At 73.3% G+C, this 21,041-nt stretch carries 2 protein-coding genes; both read left to right on the top strand.

The features are described 5' to 3' along the window. The first annotated feature begins 8 nt into the window (after positions 1-8). The gene (locus tag AB0K14_RS23440) at positions 9-19,757 is read left to right on the top strand and encodes a non-ribosomal peptide synthase/polyketide synthase (RefSeq protein WP_360455020.1); all 19,749 of its coding nucleotides are present in this window, start codon (positions 9-11) and stop codon (positions 19,755-19,757) included. Beyond that, positions 19,754-21,007 carry an MFS transporter gene (locus tag AB0K14_RS23435; RefSeq protein WP_360455023.1) on the top strand — a complete coding sequence of 418 codons (1,254 nt, stop codon included), beginning with the start codon at positions 19,754-19,756 and terminating at the stop codon, positions 21,005-21,007. The genes AB0K14_RS23440 and AB0K14_RS23435 overlap by 4 nt, the downstream gene beginning before the upstream one ends. Positions 21,008-21,041 lie beyond the last annotated feature (34 nt).

The raw sequence follows: 21,041 nt of genomic DNA, 5'->3' as shown, positions 1-21,041 counted from the left end.
AGAAGACCATGTCGTCATCGATGGAAGAGCGCATCTCCGCACTGCCGCCGCACCTGAGGGAGCTGATGCGCCGCCGGCTGGCGGGCCAGGCGCGGCAGGTCGACACCATCGGCGCCGTCGGCCGCGACCGGCCGCTGCCGCTGTCGTTCCCGCAGCAGCGCCTGTGGTTCCTCGACGAGTTCCAGCCCGGCGGGTCGGGGTACAACAGCGCCCTGGCGCTGCGCCTGACCGGACGCCTCGACGTGCCGGCGCTGACCGCCGCGCTGCGCGGGCTGGTCGCCCGCCACGAGTCGCTGCGCACCACGTTCGACGAGGTCGACGGCAGCGGCGTGCAGGTCGTGCACCCCGCGTTCGACCTGCCCGTGCCGGTGCTCGACCTGGCGCCCGGGGGCGACCTGGACGCGGTGCTGGCCGAGGAGTATGCGCGGCCCTTCGACCTGCGGCGGGGACCGCTGCTGCGGGCGTTGGTGGTGCGGGTCGCCGACGACGGGCACGTGCTGCTGCTCACCGCGCACCACATCGTCACCGACGGCTGGTCCATGGGCGTGCTGACCGAGGAACTGGCCGTGCTGTACCGCGCGGCGCTGGTCGGCGGAGAAGCGTCGTTGCCGCCGCTCCCGCTGCAGTACGCGGACTTCGCCGCCTGGCAGCGCGACCGGCTGTCCGACGACGCGCTGGGCGCGCACCTGGACTACTGGAAGCAGCGGCTGGCCGGCGTCGCACCGCTCGAACTGCCGACCGACCGCCCGCGCCCGCCGGTGCGCACGTCCTCCGGCGCGGTGCACGCGTTCGAGCTCCCCGCGGAGGTCGCCGCCGACTTGCGCGACCTCGCCCACGCGCACGGCACGATCCTGCTCACCGTGCTGGTTGCGGCCTGCCAGGTGCTGCTGGCCCGCTACTCGGGTCAGGAGGACGTCGCCGTCGGCACGGTCACCACCGGCCGGAGCAGACCGGAGCTGGACCGGCTGGTGGGCTTCTTCGTCAACACCGTCGTGCTCCGGTCCTCTGTGGACCTGGAACGGACGTTCGGCGACTTCCTCGACGAGGCGAAGCGGACGGTGCAGGAGGCCTTCGCCCACGACGAGGCGCCGTTGGAGCGCTTGGTCGACGTGATCCGCACGGGACGCGACGTCAGCCGTAACCCGTTGTTCGACGTCATGGTGCTGCTCCAGACCGCTCAGGGCGATGCGCCGGAGTTCACCGGGCTCCGCGTCGAGCGGATGGGGCTGTCCCGGCGGTCGGCGAACTTCGACATCACCGTCGAGTTCGAGGAGCGTGACGGCGCGTTGACCGGATCGCTGGAGTACAACACCGACCTCTTCGACGCCGCGACGATCGAGAGCTTCACCGCGCACCTGGTGCTGCTGCTCTCCGGGATCGCCGCCGACCCGGACCGGCCGTTGTCCCGGCTGCCGTGGGTGTCGGAGGAGGAGCGGCGACGGCTGCTGACCGACTGGAACGGCTCCACCACCGGCCTGCCGGTGGCCACCCTGCCCGAGCTGTTCGAGGCACAGGTGGACCGGGTGCCCGAACGGATCGCCGTGACGTGCGACGGGGTGGAGTTGGACTACGCGGAGCTGAACGCGCGCTCCAACCGGCTCGCGCACCGGCTGATCGCGCAGGGCGCGGGGCCGGAGCGGTTGGTGGCGCTGGTGCTGCCCCGTTCGATCGACATGGTGGTGGCGGTCCTGGCGGTGCTGAAGACCGGCGCGGGGTACCTGCCGGTCGATCCGGCGTACCCGCCCGCGCGGGTGGCCGCGATGCTGGAGGACGCCGCACCGGTCGTGGTGCTCGACGGCGTGGAGTCGCTGGGCGGAACCGAGGGCTGCCCCGACACGAACCCGTCCGATGCGGACCGCACGGCCGGGCTGTCGCCGGACAACCCCGCGTACGTCATCTACACCTCCGGGTCGACCGGCAGGCCCAAGGGCGTGGTGATCCCGCACGCCAACGTGGTGCGCCTGTGCTCGGCGACCCGGCAGTGGTTCGGCTTCGACGAGCGGGACGTGTGGACGGTCTTCCACTCCTACGCGTTCGACTTCTCGGTGTGGGAGATGTGGGGCGCGCTGCTGCACGGCGGCCGGCTGGTCGTGGTGCCGCACGACGTGTCCCGGTCGCCCGAGGACTTCCTGGCCCTGCTCGCCGAGCAGCGCGTCACCGTGCTCAACCAGACGCCGTCGGCGTTCCACCAGCTCGCCGCCGCCGACCGGGAACGCCCGACGGAGCTGCCCGACCTCCGGTTCGTCATCTTCGGCGGTGAGGCGCTCGACGCCGCCCGGCTCGCCGACTGGTACTCCCGGCACGACGACACCGCGCTGGTCAACATGTACGGGATCACCGAGACCACGGTGCACGTCACCCACCACCCGCTCGACCGCGAGAGCGCCGCGGCGGCCACCGGCAGCGCGATCGGGGTGCCCATCCCGGACCTGCGGACCTACGTGCTCGACGGCGCGCTGGACCTGGTGCCGCCGAGGGTCACCGGCGAGCTGTACGTGGCGGGCGCCGGGTTGGCGCGCGGGTACCTGAACCGCCCCGGCCTGACCGCGTCCCGGTTCGTGGCCGACCCGTTCGCCGCCGCGTCCGGTCTTCCGCCCGGCACCCGCATGTACCGCACCGGTGACCTGGTCCGCCGCCGGGCCGACGGGCGGCTGGAGTACGTGGGCCGGGCCGACCACCAGGTGAAGGTCCGCGGGTTCCGGATCGAGACAGGCGAGATCGACGCCGTCCTGATGCGGCACGAGGGGGTCGCCGAGGCGGTCACCGTCGCACGGCCCGACGACGCCGGCCGCAACCGCCTGATCTCCTACGTGGTGCCGTCGGGTGCCGCCGCGCCGGACGACGCCGACCTGCGGGCCTTCCTCAAGCGCGACCTCCCGGAGTACATGGTGCCCGCCCTCTTCGTCGCGCTGGACGAGGTGCCGCTGACCCCCAACGGCAAGGTCGACCGCCGTGCGCTGCCCGCGCCGCGGACCCGGCCGGACGCGTCCCGCCACGTCGCGCCCGGCACGCCGGTGGAACAGGAGCTGGCCCGCGTGTGGGCCGGGGTGCTGGGCGTGGAACGGGTCGGCGTCGAGGACAACTTCTTCGAGCTCGGCGGCGACTCGATCCTCAGCATCCAGGTGGTCGCCCGGGCGCGCCAGGCCGGCCTGCGGCTGACGTCCAAGGACGTCTTCCTCCACCCCACGATCGCCGAGCTGGCCTCCGACGTGCGACCCATCCGCGAAGCCGCGGTGGACGCGCCGCTCACCGGCCCCGCGCCGTTGACCCCCGTCCAGGAGTGGTTCTTCGACACCCGCCCGGCCGATCCGCACCACTTCACCCAGTCCACGTTCGTGGAGTTGACGCCGGACCTCGACGAGCGGGCACTGGTCGCGGCCCTCGACGCGGTCGTGGCGCACCACGAGGCGCTGCGCACGCGGTTCTCGACCGTCGAGGACCGGTGGGTGCAGGAAGTGCTGTCCACGCCGCCCGAAGACGTGCTGCGAGTCGTCGACCTGTCCACTTCGGACGCTCCCGCGCAGCGGGAGGCGATGGAGGCAGCGGCGTCGGCCGCCCAGTCGGAACTGCACGTCGAGCGGGGACCGCTGGTCCGCGCCCTGCTGTTCCACCTGGGCGACGACCGGCGCCCACGCCTGTTCATCACCATCCACCACCTCGTGACCGACGGCGTCTCCTGGCGCATCCTGCTCGGCGACCTCGACGTGGCCTACCACCAGGTGCTGGCGGGTGAACCGGTCGCGCTCGACCCGGTCGACACCGGGTTCACCCGCTGGGCGCACCGGCTGGTCGAGCGCGTCCACGCCGGCGAGTTGGACGAGGACCTGGACTACTGGCAGGAGGTCGCCCGGTCGGCGCCGGCCGAGCTGCCGGTCGACCACGACGGTGCCAACGCGGCCGAGTCGGTCCGCGAGGTGACCGTCCGGTTGCCGCGCCGGGAGACCGACGCGTTGCTGCACCAGGTGCCGGGGGTCTACCGCACGCAGGTCAACGACGTGCTGCTGAGCGCGCTGGGCCGCGCGCTCGCCACGTGGACCGGCCGTGACCGCGTGCTGATCACCCTGGAGGGGCACGGCCGCGAGGACGTCCCCGACGACCTCGACGTGTCCCGCACCGTCGGCTGGTTCACCAGCCAGTTCCCGTTCGCGCTGCACGTGCCCGCCGAGGAGTGGGGTGCGGTGCTGAAGTCGGTGAAGGAGCAGGTGCGCGCGATCCCGCGGCGCGGTGCCGGTTACGGGGCGCTGCGCTACCTGAGCGCGCCCGGCTCGCCCGCCGCCGCGCTGCGCGAGGACCCGTGGCCGCGCGTCAGCTTCAACTACCACGGCCGGTGGGACGTGGCGTCGGACGCGGACGACACGGGGCTGTACCGGGCCAGGTGCGCCCCGGTGGGCCGGGAGTCCGCGCCCGGCAACGCGCGTGCCCACCTCTTGGACGTCGTCGGCGTGGTGGCGGCCGGTGAACTGGAGCTGACCTGGTTGTACTCCGAGCAGGTGCACGACGAGGCGGTCGTGCGGCGGCTGGCGGAGGACGTGCTCGCGGCCCTGCGGGAGATCGTCGAGCACTGCGCCCGCCCCGACGCCGGTGGCCGCACCCCGTCGGACTTCCCCCTGGCCCGCCTGGACCAGGCGACGGTGGACCGCCTCGTCGGCACCGACCGGTCGGTCGAGGACATCCACCCGCTCACGCCGATGCAGGCGGGCATGCTGTTCCACAGCCTGGCCGACACCGCCTCCACGGCCTACCTCGACCACGTCCGGCTGCGGTTGTCCGGGGTCCGCGACGAGCAGGCCCTCGCCGCGGCCTGCCAACAGGTCCTGGACCGCACGCCGGTGCTGCGCGGCGCCCTGGTGTGGGACGGCGTGGAGCAGCCGTTGCAGGTCGTCCACGGCGACGTCACCCTGCCGGTGACCCTGCACGACTGGCGCGCGCTGTCCGCCGAGGAGCGGGACCGGGAGGCGGAGCTGATCGCCTCCGCGACCCTCGACCTGACCGAGGCACCGCTCATGCGGGTCGCCATCGCCCGGATCTCCGCCGACGAAGTGCTGTTCTGCTGGACCTTCCACCACGTGCTGATGGACGGCTGGAGCCTGAGCCAGGTGTTCGCCGAGGTCTGCGAGCGGTACGCGGCGATCGTCGGCGGCACACCGCCCGAACCGGTGTCCCGACGGCCGTTCCGCGACTACCTGCGCTGGTTGGACGCCCAGGACGGGCAGGAGGCCGAGCGGCACTGGCGGGAGGTGCTGGCGGGCTTCTCCGCGCCGACCGCGCTGCCCTACGACCGGCAACCCACCGAGTCCCACGCCACCGAGTCGTCGGACGCGGTGCGGCTGGAGCTGTCGGTCGACGAATCGCGACGGCTGCTGCGAACCGCCCGCGGCAACGGCCTGACGGTCAACACGGTCCTGCAAGGGGCCTGGGCGTTGCTGCTGTCCCGCTACAGCGGCGAGCAGGACGTCGTCTTCGGCACCACCGTCTCCGGGCGCCCCGCCGAGTTGGCGGGAGTCGAGTCGATGGTCGGCATGTTCATCAACACGGTGCCGACCAGGGCGCGGGTGCGCGACGACGAGAACGCACTCGCGTGGCTGCACGGCCTTCAGGCCGGCCAGACCGAGTCGCGGCGGTTCGACTTCGTGTCGCTGGCCGCCGTGCGGTCGTGCAGCGACCTGCCCGCCGGCGCGAGCCTGTTCGACAGCGTGGTCGTGTTCGAGAACTTCCCGCTCAACGACGTCGTCGAGGTCGGCGGCGTCCGGGTGGCGGAGGTGACGGCGCGCGACAGCACGAACCTCCCGCTCACCCTGAGCGCCAACCTGGACGACCGGCTGCACCTCGACCTGGCCTACGACCCGGACCTGTTCGACCGGGACACCGCCCAGGGGATGGTCGACCGCCTCCGGCTGCTCCTGGACGCGATCGCCACCGACGCCGACCGGCCGTTGGCCGAACTGCCCTGGCTGACCGACGACGAGCGGCGGCGGGTGGTCGTGGAGTGGAACGACACGGCCGCGACCACGCCCGGCGAAACGTTCGCGGAGCTGCTGGAGGCGCAGGTGCGGCGGACGCCGGACGCGACGGCGCTGGTGTTCCGGGACGAACGCCTGACCTTCGCCGAGCTGAACGCGCGCGCCAACAGGCTGGCCCGGCACCTGGTGGCGTCCGGCGCGGGGCCGGAGCGCGTCGTCGCCCTGGCGCTGCCCCGGTCGGTGGACGCGGTGGTGGCGATGGTGGCCGTGTGGAAGGCGGGTGCGGTGTACCTGCCGGTCGACCCGGACTCGCCCGCAGACCGGCTGGAGTTCGTGCTGGCCGACGCGGCCCCGGTGCTGGTGGTCACCGAATCGGTGCTGGACGCGCCGGAGACGCGCGCCGCCGTGGCCCGCCAGGACGCGGGTGACCTGACCGACGCGGACCGGCTCTCCCCGCTGCGGCCGGACCACGCCGCGTACGTGATCTACACCTCCGGCTCCACGGGCCGCCCCAAGGGCGTCGTGGTGGAGCACCGGAGCCTGGTCAACCTGCTGCTCAACCACCGCGAGGGCTTCGTGGCCGACGCCGGGGGCGGTCGGCTGCGGGTCGGGCTGTCGGCCGTGTTCTCCTTCGACACGTCGTTGGAGGGGCCCGTGCTGATGGCGGACGGGCACGAACTGCACCTGATCGACGACGACGTGCGGCTCGACCCGACCGCGTTCGTCGACTACGTGGTCGGGCACGGCATCGACTTCCTCGACCTCACGCCGTCCTACGCGCACCAGCTCGTGGACGCCGGACTGCTGACCGGCGAACGCGCGCCGCGCGTGCTGATGCTGGGCGGCGAGGCGATCGCGGAGTCGCTGTGGCGGCGGCTGGCCGACGCGTCGGGCACGGTGAGCTACAACTTCTACGGCCCGACCGAGAGCACGGTCGACGCGCTGTCCTGCCGGGTGGAAGGCGGTCGCCCGGCGGTCGGCCGGCCGCTGCGCGGCGTGCGGGCGTACGTGCTGGACGGGTCGCTGCGGCCGGTGCCGGTCGGGGTGGCGGGGGAGCTGTACCTGGCCGGCGCGCAGGTGGCGCGCGGGTACCTGAGCCGGCCCGGCCTGACCGCTCAGCGGTTCGTGGCCGACCCGTTCGGCGCACCGGGCTCGCGGATGTACCGGACCGGGGACCGGGCGCGGTGGCGGGCGGACGGCCGGGTCGAGTACCTGGGGCGCACCGACGACCAGGTGAAGATCCGGGGGTTCCGGATCGAGCCCGGCGAGGTCGAGGCCGCGCTCGTGCGCCACGCCGGGGTGGACCAGGCCGTCGTGGTCGCGCGGCAGGACGGCGCGAACGAGGCGAAGCGGCTGGTGGCCTACCTCGTGCCGACCGGGACGGCCGCGCCCACCGCGGCGGACCTGCGGTCGTGGCTGGCCGGGACGTTGCCCGACTACATGGTGCCCGCCGCGTTCGTCGCGCTGGACGCGCTGCCGAAGACACCCAACGGCAAGGTCGACCGACGCGCGCTGCCCGCCCCCGACCTGGCCGCGTCCCGCACCGACCACGTCGCGCCCCGCACCGACCGGGAGCGGCAGGTGGCGGACATCTGGACCGAGGTGCTGGGCGTTCCCGGGATCGGCGTCGAGGACAACTTCTTCGAGCTCGGCGGCGACTCGATCCTGAGCATCCGGGTGGTGTCCCGGCTGCGGGCCGCGTTCGGCGTGGAGCTGTCGCCGCGCGCCCTGTTCACCGCGCCGACCGTGGCCGGCCTGACCGGGCTGGTCTCGACGGGGCCGGGTTCGACGGGGCCGGGTTCGACGGGTGCGGAGCCGGGATGGTCGCCCATCCCGGTGGCGGCGAGGGAGGGCGGCCTGCCGCTGTCGCTGTCGCAGCAGCGGTTGTGGTTCCTGCACGAGTTCGACCCGGACAGCACCGAGTACCTGTCCCCGCTGATCCTGCGGCTGCGCGGTGAGCTGGACGTGGCGGCGTTGAACGCCGCGCTCACCGGTTTGGTGGCCCGTCACGAGGCGTTGCGCACGACGTTCGACACGGTGGACGGCCGCGGCGTGCAGGTCGTGCACCCGCCGGGCGAGGTGCGGGTGCGGGCCGAGGACGTGCCCGAGGCCGAGCTGGCCGAGGTCCTGGCGCAGGAGGGCCGGCGCCCGTTCGACCTGCGCGAGGGCCCGCTGATGAGGGTGCGGCTGCTGCGGCCGGCCGACCGGGACCACGTGCTCGTGCTGGTGCTGCACCACATCGTCACCGACGGCTGGTCGACCGGCGTGCTCACCGAGGAGCTGAGCGCGCTCTACCGCGGCGACCCACTGCCGCCCCTGTCGTTGCAGTACGCCGACTTCGCCGTGTGGCAGCGCGACAACCTCGCCGGCCTGGACGAGCGGTTGGACTACTGGCGCCGCCGGCTCGACGGCGTCCCCGTGCTGGAGCTGCCCACCGACCGCCCTCGGCCCGCGGTGCGCACGAGCAACGGTGCCCTGGTGGAGTTCCGCGTGTCGGACGAGGTGACCGCGCGGCTCAAGGCGTTGTCCCGGCGGCACGACAGCACCCTGTTCACGGCTCTGGTGGCCGCGTGCCAGGTGCTGTTCGCCCGCTGGTCCGGGCAGGACGACATCGCCGTGGGCACGGTCGCCTCCGGCCGTGAGCGCGCCGAGCTCGAAGGGCTGGTCGGTTTCTTCGTCAACACGCTGGTCCTGCGCTCCACAGTGGACCAGGAGCGCGGGTTCACCGACCTGCTGGCGGAGGTGAAGGACACCGTCCTGTCCGCGCTCGCCCACCAGGACGTGCCGTTCGAGCGGGTCGTCGACGAGCTCCAGCCCGTCCGCGACACGAGCCGCACCCCGTTGTTCCAGGCCATGGTGATCCTGCAGAACAACCCGGAGCCGGCGGTGGACCTGCCCGGCCTCGCGGTGGAGGAGCTGACGCCGCCGGTGGTGACGGCCGGCGTGGACGTGCTGATCCAGTTCCAGGAGCACGACGGCGGCCTGCCCGGCGTGGTGACCTACAACAGCGACCTGTTCGACGCCGCCACCATCGACCGCGTGGTCGGATGGCTGCACGTGCTGCTGGAAGGCATCGTGGCGGACCCCGACGGGCCGTTGTCCCGGCTGCCGTGGGTGTCGGAGCAGGAGCGGCAGCAGCTGTTGGTGGACTGGAACGGACCGGTGGTCGACGTGCCGGCGGCCACCCTGTCCGGGTTGTTCGAGGCGCAGGTCGCCCGGACCCCCGAGCGGGTGGCGATCACGGACGGCGTCGTGGAGTGGGACTACGCGGAGCTGAACGCGCGGGCCAACCGGCTGGCGCACCGGTTGATCGAGCGGGGCGCGGGGCCGGAGCGGTTGGTGGCGCTGGTGCTGCCGCGGTCGGTCGAGCTGGTCGTGGCGGTCCTGGCCGTGCTGAAGACGGGTGCGGCATACCTGCCGGTCGATCCGGCCTACCCGGCGGCTCGGGTGGCGGCGGTGTTGGAGGACGCCGCACCGGTGGTGGTGCTCGACGGCCTGGACTCTTTGCGCGGCAACGAGGATTGCCCGGGCACGAATCCGTCCGATGTGGACCGGGTGGCGCCCCTCTCGCCGGACAACCCGGCCTACGTCATCTACACCTCGGGCTCGACCGGCCGGCCGAAGGGCGTGGTGGTCGGGCACCGGTCGGCGGTGAACTACTTGTCGTGGGCGACCGCGGTCTACCCCGGCCTGGGCGGGGTGGCGGTGCTGCACTCGCCGGTGACGTTCGACCTGACGGTGACCACGCTGTTCGGGCCGCTGCTGGCCGGTGGCCGCATCCGGGTGAGCGAGTTGGCCGAGGACGCCGCGGTGGGGGAGCAGGCCACGTTCCTCAAGGCCACGCCCAGCCACCTGCCGTTGCTGGGGACCGTGCCCGCCGACATGTCGCCCACCGGTGACCTGGTCGTCGGCGGTGAGCAGCTGCTGGGCGAGGTGGTCGACGAGTGGCGACAGGCCAACCCGACCGCGACCGTGGTCAACGAGTACGGGCCGACCGAGGCGACCGTCGGGTGCATGGAGCACCGGATCGAGCCGGGCGAACACGTGGCGCCGGGCCCGGTGCCCATCGGCCGTGCGGCCTGGAACACCCGCCTGCACGTGGTCGACCGCGGGTTGCGGCTGGTGCCCATCGGCGTCGCCGGTGAGCTGTGCGTCGCCGGTGAGGGCCTGGCCAGGGGATACCTGAACCGGCCCGGTCTGACCGCGTCGAGCTTCGTGGCCTGCCCGTTCGGCGAGCCGGGCGAGCGGATGTACCGCACGGGCGACCTGGTCCGGTGGCGCGGGGACGGCACGATGGAATACCTGGGCCGCATCGACGAGCAGGTGAAGGTCCGGGGGTTCCGCGTCGAACCGGGCGAGGTCGAGTCGGCGTTGCTCCGACACCCGGACGTCGCCGAAGCCGTCGTGGTGGCCCGGGACGACGGCCGCGGCCACGCCGTGCTGGTGGCCTACCTCGTCCCGGTGGAGGAGGAGCCGAGTACCGAGGAGCTGCGCGAGTCGCTCGGCCGCGTCCTGCCCGCGCACATGGTGCCCGCCGCGTTCGTGGCGCTCGACGCGCTGCCGTTGAGCGCCAACGGGAAGGTGCACCGCGCCGCCCTGCCCGCACCGGACGCGCGACCGGAGGCCGCGTACGTGCCGCCGCGCACCCCCGTCGAACGCGAGCTGGCCCGCGTCTGGTCGCAGGTGCTGCGGGTCGAGCGCGTCGGGGTGCACGACAACTTCTTCGGCCTCGGCGGCGACTCCATCGTGAGCATCCAGGTGGTGTCCCGGTGCCGGCAGGCCGGCCTCGACATCTCCGCGAAGGACGTGTTCACCCACCAGACCGTCGCCGAGCTGGCCACCGTCGTGGGCACGCGGGCGCCGGCCGCGTCGACGCGCCCGGTGATCAGCGGGCCCGCACCGCTCACGCCGATCCAGCGGTGGTTCTTCGCGACCCGCCCGGACGACCCGGACCACCTCACCATGTCGGTGCTCCTGGAGCTGGCCGAGGACGTCGACGTCGTGGCACTGGCCCGAGCCGTCGACGCGGTGGTGGCGCACCACGACAGCCTCCGCCTGCGGTTCCGCGACGGTCACCAGGAAGTGGCGCCGACCGATCCGCACGACATCTTCAGCACCCACCACCTGTCCGCCAGGGGCGCCGACGAGCGGCACCGCGAGATGGAGCGGGTGGCGACCGAAGCGCGGGGCTCGCTGGACATCACCGACGGCCCGCTGGTGCGAGCCGTGCTGTTCACCGGCGCGGCAACCGACCCGCCGCGGCTGTTCATCACCGCGCACCACCTGGTGGTGGACGGGGTGTCCTGGCGGATCCTGCTCGGCGACCTGGAGGCGGCGTACCGCGGTGAGGACCCCGAGCCGGTCGGCACGGCGTTCACGCAGTGGGCCCACCTGCTGACCGAGCACGTGCGCGACGGAGGACTGGACGACGACCTCCCGTTCTGGACCGCTCTTGCCGACGGCCAAGACCTCGACCTGCCGGTGGACCGCCACGGCCCCAACACGGTCGGCTCCACCCGGTCCGTCACGGTCCGGCTCGGCCGGGACGACACCGACGCGCTGCTGCACCGGGTGCCGGACGTGTACCGCACCCAGGCCAACGACGTGCTGCTGGCCGCGCTGGGCCGCGTGCTGACGCGGTGGACCGGACGTGGACGCGCCTCCGTCACGATGGAGGGCCACGGCCGGGAGGACGTCCTGGGCGGCGTCGACCTGTCCCGCACGGTCGGCTGGTTCACCTCGCAGTTCCCCGTCGCCCTGGACGTTCCGGCCGACGCTGGCTGGGGTGACCTGCTCAAGTCGGTCAAGGAGCAACTGCGCGCCGTGCCGCGCCGCGGTCTCGGTTACGAGGCGCTGCGCTACCTGGGCACGACCGACGCGTTGAGCGACACCGCGTTGCCGCCGATCAGCTTCAACTACCACGGTCAGTGGGATATGGGTGCCGATGACGAGGGGTTGATCCGGGGCCGCGGACCCGCCCTCGGCCAGGACGCGCCCCCGGAGAGCACCCGCCCCTACCTGATCGACGTCGTCGGCGCGGTGGAGGACGGCGAGCTGCACCTGTCCTGGGAGTACTCCGGCGAAGTCCACGACGAGGCGACGGTGCGCGACCTCGCCGAGGGCATGGTCCGCGCGCTGCGCGAGATCGTCGCGCACTGCGCGCGGCCCGACGCCGGCGGACGCACGCCGTCGGACTTCCCGCTGGCCCGCCTCGACCAAGCGGCCGTGGACCGGATCGCCGGCGACGGCCGATCGGTGCAGGACGTCTACCCGTTGACGCCGTTGCAGGCCGGGATGTTGTTCCACAGCCTGGTCGACCGCGACTCCACGGCGTACTTCGACCAGCTGCGGTTCCGGCTGTCCGGCGTGGCGGACGCGCACGCGTTCGGCGCGGCGTGCCAACGCGTGGTCGACCGCACCCCGGTGCTCCGCAGCAGCGTGGTGTGGGAGGGCGTCGACGAGGCGGTGCAGGTGGTGCACCACCGGGTCGAGCTGCCCGTGCGGCACCTCGACTGGCGACGGCTGTCCGAGCGGGAACGCGCGGACGCGCTGGACCGGGTGCTCGCCGACGACTTGGCGGCCGGCCTGGACCTGACCCGCCCGCCGCTGCTGCGGCTGGTCGTCGCCCGGACCGCAGCCGACGAGGTGCTGGTCGTCTGGACCGCGCACCACGTGCTGCTGGACGGGTGGAGCCTGGCCCAGGTGCTCGCCGAGGTGTGCGAGCAGTACGCGGCCGAGGTCGGTGGACGACGGCCGGAACCGGTGTCCCGCCGCCCCTTCCGCGACTACCTGCGGTGGTTGGGCGAACGGGACCGGACGGGTGCCGAACGGCACTGGCGCGAAGTGCTCGCCGGTGTGGAGGCGCCGACACCGCTGCCTTACGACCGCGCTCCCGTCGAGGCGCACCGGACGGAGTCGAGCGAGTCCGTCCCGGTCGAGCTGTCGGCCGACCGGTCGGCGCGGCTGAACCGGGTCGCCCGGCGTGCCGGTCTCACCGTCAGCACGATCGTGCAGGGCATGTGGGCGAGGCTGCTGTCGCGCTACAGCGGTGAGCCGGACGTGGTGTTCGGCACCACGGTGTCCGGCCGGCCCGCGGACCTGCCCGGTGTGGAGTCGATGGTCGGCATGTTCATCAACACCGTGCCCACCAGGGTCCGCGTCGACCGCGGCCGGGACGTGCTGTCCTGGCTGCGGGACCTCCAGGAGGCGCAGAGCGGATCGCGTTCGTTCGACTTCGTGTCGCTGGCCGAGGTCCAGGCGTGGAGCGACCTGCCGCCCGGCGCGAACCTGTTCGACAGCGCCGTGGTGTTCGAGAACTACCCGGTCGACGAGCTGGCGAACGCCGCGCAGCAGGTCCGCGTCCTCGACGTGCAGGGCCTGGACAGCACGAACTTCCCGCTGACCCTGAGCGCGCACACCGGCGATCGGCTGCGGCTGGAGCTGGACTACGACCGGAAGCTGTTCGACGCGGCGACGGTCGAGCGCATGGCGGCTTACCTGGTCGCCCTGCTGGAGGGCGTGGCCGACGGGCGCGAGCTGCCGCTGCTGACCGAGGACGACGCCCGCCACGAACTGGTGGAGTGGAACCGGACCGCCCTGGACGTGCCCGACGTGACGTTCCCGGAGGTGTTCGAGGCGCAGGTGCGGCGCACGCCGGACGCGACCGCCCTGGTGTTCCGCGACGAGGCCCTCAGCTATGCCGAGGTGAACGCGCGGGCGAACAGGCTGGCCCGGCACCTGGTGTCGCTCGGCGCCGGCCCGGAGCGGGTCGTGGCGCTCGCCCTGCCGAGGTCGGCGGACGCGGTCGTGGCCATGCTGGCGGTGTTCAAGGCCGGTGCGGTGTACCTGCCGCTCGACTTGGCGCTGCCACCGGAACGGGTCGCGTTCCTGATGGGTGACGCGGCGCCGGCGGTGGTGCTCACCGAGCTCCCGGACGTGGCCCACCACGGCGGCGGCGACCTGACCGACGCCGAGCGGACGACGCCGCTGCGGCCGGACAACCCGGCCTACCTGATCTACACGTCCGGGTCGACCGGGCGACCCAAGGGGGTGCTGGTCGAGCACCGCAACCTGGTCAACCTGCTGCACAGCCACCGCGAGGGGTTCGCGGGCGGCGAGCGGATGCGGGTCGCGTTGAGCGCGGTGTTCTCCTTCGACACGTCGCTGGAGGGACCGGTGCTGATGGCCGCCGGCCACGAGCTGCACGTGCTGGACGACGACACGCGCCTCGACCCGGAGGCCCTGGTGGAGTACGTGGCCGGGCGCGGGATCGACTTCCTCGACGTCACGCCGGCCTACGTGCGGCAACTCCTGCCGGCGGGCCTGCTCGCCGACGACCGGCACCGCCCGCGCGTGCTCATGCTCGGCGGCGAGGCGCTGACCGGGTCGCTCTGGGACGCGCTGGCCGCCGCCCCGGACACCGCCACCTACAACTTCTACGGCCCGACCGAGTGCACGGTCGACGCGCTGTCGTGCCGCGTCGAGGCTGGGAACCCGGCGGTGGGCCGGCCGTTGCACAACGTCCGCGCCTACGTGCTGGACGACGACCTGGAGCCGGTGCCGGTGGGCGTGCCCGGCGAGCTGCACCTGGCCGGCGCCCAGGTCGCGCGCGGCTACCTGGGCCGCCCTGGCCTGACCGCCGAGCGGTTCGTCGCCGACCCGTTCACCGCCGCGTCCGGCGCTCCGGCGGGGTCGCGGATGTACCGCACCGGCGACCGGGTCCGCAGGCGGGCCGACGGCGGGCTGGAGTACCTGGGCCGCACCGACGACCAGGTGAAGATCCGCGGTTTCCGGATCGAACCGGGCGAGGTCGAGGCCGCCCTGGTGCGGCACCCCCTGGTCACCGAGGCGGTCGTGGTCGCACGGCGCGACGACGACCACGACCGGCTGGTCGCCTATGTGACCCCGAGCGGGCCGAGCCCCGCCGAGCTGCGGTCGTGGCTGACCGACCGGCTGCCCGACTACATGGTCCCCTCGGCGTTCGTGGCGCTGGACGTGCTGCCCACGACCGTCAACGGCAAGGTCGACCGGCGCGCGCTGCCGGCGCCGGAGGCGCGACCGCGCTCGGTCCACCGGGCACCGCGCACGCCGGCGGAGGAGCAGGTCTGCCGGATCTGGGCCGAGGTGCTGGGCGTGCCGCGGGTGGGCGTCGACGACAACTTCTTCGAACTCGGCGGCGACTCGATCCTGAGCATCCGGGTCGTGTCCCGGCTGCGCGCCGAGTTCGGCGTGGCCGTCTCACCGCGGGCGGTGTTCAGCGAGCCGACGGTCGAACGCCTGGCGCGGGTCGTCTCGGCGCGGACCGGCGAGGAGGAACCCGGCATCCCGGTGGTGCCGCGGACCGGTGCGCTGCCGCTGTCGTTCGCCCAGCAGCGGTTGTGGTTCCTGGACGAGTTCGAGCCCGACAGCACCGACTACCTGTCGCCGTCGATCCTCAGGCTGCGCGGTGAGCTGGACACAGCGGCGCTCGACGCGGCGCTGACCGCGCTGGTCGCGCGGCACGAGTCGCTGCGCACCACCTTCGAGACCGTCGAAGGGCACGGCGTGCAGGTGGTGCACCCGCCGTACGACGTGCACGTGCCGTTGCAGGACGTGCCGGGTGGTGAGTCGGGGTTGGCCGAGGTCCTGGCGCGGGAGAGCGGGCGGCCGTTCGACCTCGGTCGGGGGCCGTTGCTGCGCCCGAGCCTGCTGCGGCTCGCCGACGACGACCACGTGCTGCTGCTGATGATGCACCACATCATCACCGACGGCTGGTCCAACGGCGTGCTCACCGGCGACCTGAGCGCCTGCTACCGGGCGGCGCTGACCGGTGCGGACGCCGCCCTGCCGGAGCTGCCGGTGCAGTACGCCGACTTCGCCGTCTGGCAGCGGGACCGCATGACCGGACCCGTGCTGGAGGACCAACTCGGGTACTGGCGCGGGCGGCTCGACGGGGTGCGGCCGCTGGAGCTGCCCACCGACCGGCCGAGGCCCGCGATCCGCACGAACCGCGGCGCGGTGCACGCCTTCACGGTGCCGGTGGACGTGGTCGACCGGCTGAAGGCACTCGCCCGGCAGCAGGACGGCACGTTGTTCACCGCCCTCGTCGCCACCTGCCAGCTGCTGCTCTCCCGCTGGTCGGGGGAGCGGGACATCGCGGTGGGCACCGTCACCTCCGGCCGCGACCGGCCCGAGCTGGAATCGCTGGTCGGGTTCTTCGTGAACACCCTGGTGCTCCGCTCCACTGTGGACCGCACGCGCACGTTCCGCGGCTTCCTGGGCGAGGTGCGCAACACCGTGCTCGACGCGTTCGCGCACCAGGACGTGCCGTTCGAACGCGTGGTGGACGAGCTGCGGCCCGTCCGGGACACCAGCCGCACACCGCTGTTCCAGGCGATGGTGGTGCTGCAGAACAACCTCGACCGGGAGGCGGACCTGCCCGGCCTGCGGGTCGAGGGCCTGGAGCTGCCGACCACGACCGCCAACTTCGACCTCACCCTGTACTTCCGCGAAGCCGACGACGCCCTGCACGGCGCGGTCGAGTACAACGCCGACCTGTTCGACGCGGCGACGGCGGAGCGGATGGCGGGACACCTGCGGGTGTTGCTGGAGGCGGCCGTGGCGGGACCGGACCGGCAGCTGGGCGAGTTGCCGCTGCTGGGACCGGCCGAGCGCCGGATGGTGCTGGAGGAGTGGAACGACACCGGCGGCGAGACGCGGACGGCCACCGTCCCGGACGTGTTCGCCGGGTGGGCGGACCGGGCACCGGGGGAGACGGCGGTGGTGGCCGGCGGCGTGGCGCTGACCTACGCCGAGCTCGACGCCAGGGCCAACCGGCTCGCGCACCGGCTGATCCGGCTCGGTTCGCGGGTCGAGGACCTGGTGGTGCTGCTGGTGGAGCGTTCGGTCGACCTGGCGGTCGCCGAGCTGGCCGTGCTCAAGGCCGGTGGCGCGTACGTGCCGCTGGACACCAGGGCGCCCGCCGAGCGGTTGCGGCTGCTGCTGGCGGACACCGGGGCACGGATCGTGCTGACCGACCGGGTGTGGCAGGCCACCGCCGCGGACGTCCACGACGGGCACGTGGTCGTGGTGGACGCCGCCGGGTCGTCCGACGAGCCGGACACCCGCCCCGAGGTGGCCATCCACCCGGACAACCTCGCGTACGTCATGTACACGTCGGGGTCGACCGGGATGCCCAAGGGGGTGGGGGTGTGCCACCGGGACGTGGTCGCGTTGGTCGCGGACGGGCGTTTCCGCGGCGGCGCCCACGACCGGGTGCTGCTGCACTCGCCGCAGGCGTTCGACGTCTCGACCTACGAGCTGTGGATGCCGCTCCTCAACGGCGATCGGGTGGTCATCGCCCCACCGGGCGATGTGGACGCCGAGGTGCTGCGCCGCGTGATCGCCGAGCACGGCGTGACGGCGGTGTTGCTGACGGCGGGGTTGTTCCGGGTGATCGTCCAGGAGGACCCCGGCTGCATGGCCGGCCTGCGCGAGGTGTGGGCCGGCGGCGACGTCGTCCCGGCCGCGCCGATCCGGCGGGTCCTGGAGGCGTCGCCGGGCCTGACCGTGGTGGACGGCTACGGACCCACGGAGACCACGACGTTCGCGACGTCGATCGCGATGTCGGACGCGGCGGCGGTGCCGGACGTGGTGCCGATCGGGCGGCCGTTGGACGGCATGCGGGTCTACGTGCTGGACGGCGACCTCCGACCGGTGCCGATCGGCGTCGCCGGCGAGTTGTTCATCGCCGGCGCCGGGGTCGCCCGCGGCTACCTGAACCGACCGGGCCAGACCGCGCAGCGGTTCATACCCGACCCGTTCACCGGATCGGGCGAGCGGATGTACCGCACCGGGGACGTGGCGCGGTGGCGGGTCGACGGGGTCCTGGAGTTCGTGGGCCGTGCCGACGACCAGGTGAAGATCCGCGGTTTCCGCGTCGAACCCGGTGAGGCGGAGTCCGCGCTGCTCGACCACCCGGACGTGGCCGAGGCCGCGGTCGTGGCCAAGGGCGGAGGGCAGGGGCGGACGCGGCTGGTCGGCTACTTCGTCCCGGCTCCCGGCGCCACGCCGAGCGCCGAGTCCCTGCGGGAGTCGTTGGCCGGGGTGCTGCCCGCCTACCTGGTGCCGTCGGCCTTCGTGGCCGTGCCGGCCCTGCCGACCACCGCGAACGGCAAGCTCGACCGCGAGGCGCTGCCCGACCCGGAGGTCGTCCAGGACGACCGGCCCCGCCACGTGCCGCCGCGCACGCCGGTGGAGATCGCGCTCGCCGGGATCTGGGCGGACGTGATCGGTGTCGGCGGGATCGGCGTTCGGGACAACTTCTTCGAGCTGGGTGGCGACTCCATCCTCGTCATCCAGGTCGTCTCCCGGGCCAGGAAGGCCGGTATCGGCCTGACCACCAAGGACATCTTCCTGCACCAGACGATCGAGACCCTCGCCCCGGTCGTCACGACGGTGGACGTCGGACCGGTCGACCCGGGCGCGGTCGTCGGCCCGGTGCCGCTCACGCCCATCCAGCAGTGGTTCTTCGAGACGCACACCTCCAAGCCCCACCACTTCAACCAGTCCATGCTGTTGGAGCTGACCGAGGACCTGGACGAGGCCGCGCTGGCACGGGCGCTGGGCGCGCTGCCGGTGCACCACGACGCGCTGCGGATGCGGTTCCGCCGGGTCGACGGCCGGTGGCACCAGGACAACGCGCCGGTCGGCCGGACCGTCGAGATCGAGCGGCACGACCTGTCCCGGGTGGACGAGCGGGACCGGCGGTCGAAGATGGAGGAGGTCGCCGACGACGTGCAGGCCGGCTTCGACCTCGACAGCGGCCTGCTGCTCAGGGCGGTGCTGTTCCGGTGCGGCGACGGGGCGCCTCCGCTGCTGTTCCTCGCCGCCCACCACCTGGTGATCGACGGCGTGTCGTGGCGCATCCTGCTGGACGACCTGGACAGCGCCTACCGCCAGGCGGTGCGCGGCGAGGCCGTCGACCTGGGCGCGAAGACCACCTCGTTCCAGGACTGGGCCGGGCGCCTGAGCCGGTACGTCGCCGACGGCGGGCTCGACCACGAGCTGGAGCACTGGACCGCCGCGCTGGAAGGGGCCGCGCTGCCGGTGGACCACGACGAACCGCGACCGGGGAACGCGCCGCGGACGTTGCAGGTCGTGCTGAGCCCGGAGGACACCGACGCGTTGCTGCACGACGCTCCCACCGCCTACCGCACCGGGGTCAACGACGTCCTGCTGGCCGCGCTGGCCTGGGCGTTGTCCCGGTTCACCGGACAGCGGACGGTGTCACTGGACATGGAGGGCCACGGCCGGGAGGAGATCCTCGGCGTCGACCTGTCCCGCACGGTCGGCTGGTTCACCACCATGTACCCCGTCGCGCTCACCGTGCCCGACGGCGAGCCCTCGTGGCGCGATCTGGTGAAGGCGGTGCGCAGGCAGTCGCGCACGATCCCCGGCAACGGCCTCGGGTTCGGCGCGCTGCGCTACCTCGGCCCACCGCGGACGCGGGCGCGGCTGGACGCCGAGCGCGGCCGCCCGGAGGTCGTGTTCAACTACCTCGGGCAGTGGGACAGCGCCACCGGGCAGGCCGAGGGCGGCCTGTACCGGGCCGCGCACGATTCCATCGGGCAGGAGGGTGATCCCGCGGACCGGGGCACGCACCTGCTCGAAGTCACGGGGGGTGTCGCCGCCGGGCAACTCCGCTTCTCCTGGGACTACCACCCGGACCGGCACGAGCGGTCCACGGTGGAGCGGGTCGTGGGCGACTTCCTCGACGCCCTCCAGCGCATCGCGCAGGACTGCCGGGACTCGTCGTGACCGCGTCGACCGTCCCGCTGTCGCGCAACCGCGACTACCGGCTCGTGTGGATCGGCCAGGCCCTGTCGGAGGCGGGCTCCAGCGCCTCCGTCATCGCGTTCCCGCTGCTGGTGCTGGTGCTGACCGGATCTCCGGTGCTGTCCGGGCTCGTGCTGTCCGCCGGCGCCGCGGCGCAACTGCTCGCCGGGCTGCCCGCGGGAGCCCTGGTCGACCGGTGGGACCGCAGGAAGGTGATGCTGGTCTGCGAGGCGGTGCAGGCCTTCGCGGTGGGCAGTGTCGTCCCGGCCCTGTGGTGGGGCTTCGCGAGCGTGCCGTACATCATCGCCGTCGTGGTCGTCCTCGGCGTCTGCCGATCGCTGTGCGAACCCGCCGAGGAGGCGAGCCTGCCCGCGATCGTGCCCGCCGACCAGTTGGCCGCCGCGGTGGCGATGAACTCGGCCCGCGGCTACCTGGGACAGCTGCTGGGCACCGCGCTCGGCGGCTTCCTGTTCGCGGCACGCCGCTGGCTGCCGTTCGCGGCGGAGGCCGCGGCGCACGTGGCGGCGTTCATCGCGCTGTTCTTCGTCCGACTGCCGGCGAGGGAGCGCGAGCCCGCGCCGAAGGGCAACTTCCACCGCGAGGTGCTGGACGGCCTGCGCTGGATCGGGGGACAACCCCTGATCCGGGTGATCGCGGTGTGCGCCATCGGCCTCAACCTGTTCTTCCAGGCGTTCTACCTGCTCATCATCGCGCTGGCGCAGCAGCGGGGCGTCCCGACGGGGCAGATCGGCGTCATGGCCGCGATGTTCGGCGCGGGAGGGATCCTCGGCGCCCTCGCCGCGCCGGGGCTGCACCGGATGGTCAGGCCGTACGTGTCCGTGGTCGGGGTCTTCTGGGTGATCACCTGCCTGATCCCGCTGGCGATCTTCGCCGACAACGGCTACCTGATGGGCGCCTTGTTCGCCGCCATGGCGTTCGTCGCGCCGACCGCGAACACCACCATCACCACCTACCAGCTGCTGCTGACCCCCGACGAGCTGCGCGGCAGGTTGAGCAGCGTCATGGGCGTGGCCCTCGGCACGGCCGCCATCGCCGGACCGGCGTTGGGCGGCCTGCTCGTCGAAGTGCTCCCCGGCAACCAGGCGATCCTCACGTGCGCGGCGGGGATCGCGCTCCTCAGCCTGTTCGCGACCCTCAACCCGACACTGCGCCGCTTCTCCGCCCCCGAACCCGCCGACCAGGGCACGATGACCGACCCGGGCGACCGCTGAACCCTCCGCACCGCCGTCGCGGCGGCGGCGGTCT

This window comes from Actinosynnema sp. NPDC050801, from assembly GCF_040673975.1.
Classification (GTDB): Bacteria; Actinomycetota; Actinomycetes; order Mycobacteriales; family Pseudonocardiaceae; genus Actinosynnema.
This window is presented reverse-complemented; position numbering and strand designations above follow the sequence as displayed.

What these genes read in the sequence shown, in the direction of transcription:
- AB0K14_RS23440 (WP_360455020.1), top strand. Translation starts at nt 9, where the DNA reads ATGTCGTCATCGATGGAAGAGCGCATCTCCGCACTGCCGCCGCACCTG.